Raw genomic sequence first — 2,442 nt, 5'->3', positions numbered from 1 at the left:
AAAATATAAGCTTGGCAAAACAAATATTGAGCTCTTAAACTATCGGATATTGATATGATCATCATGACCTATATATTTACTCAATATAATCATCAAATAGTGCAATCAAGTTAACCTAATATAAAAGCTTATTTTCAATAAAAAACACATCATAATACCCCCTTGCCTTTTAACCACAAAAATATTGAAGTTATTATTTAGAAGCAATTAATAGAAAAATAAACAAATCTTTTTTAAACAAGCTACTAATAAAAATATCTCCATCGAAAATAAAGTATAAAAATTCAAAAACCATTTAATAAAGTATCAATAGAGTTAAAATACATATAGCTTACTTTTAATTTTAAAGAGGAATACAAGAAATAATTTCTTGTATTCCTGTTATAAGATTGGGAGAACCAAGTTGATAATTTCACCCATTTCTTTGGATCTATTAATTTAAGTTTCGACTTTACTTATTTGAGCTTAGCCATTTGGTCGAGTCACAATCGGGAAAATTGAATCTGGACGTTTAAACATTGCAAAGAATTTTCCAATTTTCAGTGGATTACCTTTGACTTTACTGTCTTTAGAAAGCAGGACTTTTACCCCTTCTATTTGACCTGTAATCATTTTTAGATATAAGGGCTTGGTTAAGGTTAATGTAGGGCAATCCAATGCCAAATCTTTACTTTCATCATAACGCTTAAACTGCATGACTGAGTTTTCAACCCATAATGAAAAATGCTCTTTGGTATCCGACAAAACCAGATTGATACACTGGTTTTCATTTTTTAAATTTTCCACATCTAAATTTGTCGCCATAGCTTCAAGAAATCTTTCAGTTGGTGTATGAATCAATAAATCACTCGGATCAGAAGTATTTTGTAGGGGTACATTATTTTGTAGCTCTTGAGCGCCCACCAAAAAGAAATTACGCCAAGTTGAAGCCTCAGCAGCATAGCCCAATTGACGATAAGTATTCGCCAATAAGTCTTTTGCTTGTTGGTTTTGAGGGTTATTCAACACAATATGTTTTAAAATCTCGGCAGCCCATCTATAGTCAGCTTGAGCGTAGGCATCCCGCGCATTTTTCAATGCATTGTTCTCCCCACCTGCTAACTCAATATATTTTTTTGCAACAGCTTTAGGGGGTAATGGATCTAAATTGGAAGGATGGGCATCGAACCATCCCATATAATATTGGTATACTGCTTTTACATTATGTTTTAGGGTTCCATAATAGCCATGAGCATATAGTTTTTGATCAAGTGCCGCTGGAAGCTTAATTTTTTCGGCAATTTCAGCGCCATTAAAACCAGAGTTCATATATCTCACCGTCTGATCATGCGTGAACTTATAAACATCTCGCTGGGTTTTAATAAAATCTTGAATATTGTCATTGCCCCAGACAGGCCAATGATGCTGTGCAATCAATACATCGGATGCTTTGGCATGCTGCATTGCTTGGTCTAGATAGCCCACCCATTTTAAGGCATCACGGACTTTAGCACCCCGAAGGGTATAAAGATTATGCATGGTATGAGATAGAATTTCTGCGCCGTTATAAAGTTTCAATGATGGGATAGAGAACGTTAATTCTGCTGGTGCTTCTGAACCCGGCACGTTATAAAACACAAAATCCAAGCCATCAACCGTCATTTTCTGTTCTGGTTGAGTGATCAGTTGTGTAGGCTCAAGGATGCCCATTTTTCCCACAGCAACAGCCTTACCTAAACCTGTATCCACCAATCCTTCCGCATTTTTAGGTAGAAAAGTTCCATACATATAAGTCGCACGACGTATCATGGCTGAACCTGCCATCACATTTTCACTGGTCGCTTCTTCCATAAAGCCTTTTGGCGCAATAATTGGAGTTTTTCTAGCGTTAATTTCTTCGCTAGAAAGAACGCCTAATGCACCACCAAAATGATCGATATGGCTATGGGTAAAGATAATGGCTGAAATTTTTTGCTCACCTAAATGCTGTCTAGCAAATTTAAGTGCTGCTTCAGCCGTTTCTTTAGAGGTTAATGTATCCACAATAATCCAGCCAGTATCACCCTGAATGATGGTCATATTTGCCAAATCAAAACCACGAATTTGCCAAACTCGATCTGTTACTTTAAATAGCCCAACATTGTTGTTTAATTTTGCTTGTCGCCATAGAGTGGGATTAACGGTATTTGGTGCTTGATCTTGTAAAAAACTAAATGCATCAAAATCCCAGATAACATTGCCTTTCTCACTTTTAATTTGACCTGTTGGCTTGGCAATAAAGCCCTTTTGAGCCTGATTAAACTCAGTCATATCCTCTAAGTTATACTTCGCCTTATATGTATTATTTGATTCAATGACCGCTTTTTCTACTACAGTATTTGCTGCAAAAACAGAAAATGGCAGAATAAGCATCAATGAAACTGTTAAAAACTTAATTTTCATCTTCTTTCCTTTTTTTAAATA

General features: G+C 35.6%; 1 protein-coding gene. It reads right to left on the bottom strand.

Annotated features, from left to right (window positions below; all coding sequences use genetic code 11):
- Positions 1–465 precede the first annotated feature (465 nt).
- Positions 466–2,421, bottom strand: a complete 1,956-nt coding sequence (locus tag R5R67_RS19180) for an alkyl/aryl-sulfatase (protein ID WP_000693745.1) — start codon at positions 2,419–2,421, stop codon at positions 466–468.
- Between the last annotated feature and the right edge of the window lie 21 nt (positions 2,422–2,442).

This window comes from Acinetobacter sp. OYA S30 (assembly GCF_033599315.1).
In the GTDB taxonomy this organism is placed as follows: domain Bacteria; phylum Pseudomonadota; class Gammaproteobacteria; order Pseudomonadales; family Moraxellaceae; genus Acinetobacter; species Acinetobacter baumannii.
Note: the sequence above shows the minus strand (reverse complement) of the source record. Positions and strands in the feature narration are given on the sequence as shown.

Bases quoted from the DNA above. Each gene is read 5' to 3' on its own strand.
- R5R67_RS19180 (WP_000693745.1), bottom strand. From the start codon at position 2,421: ATGAAAATTAAGTTTTTAACAGTTTCATTGATGCTTATTCTGCCATTT.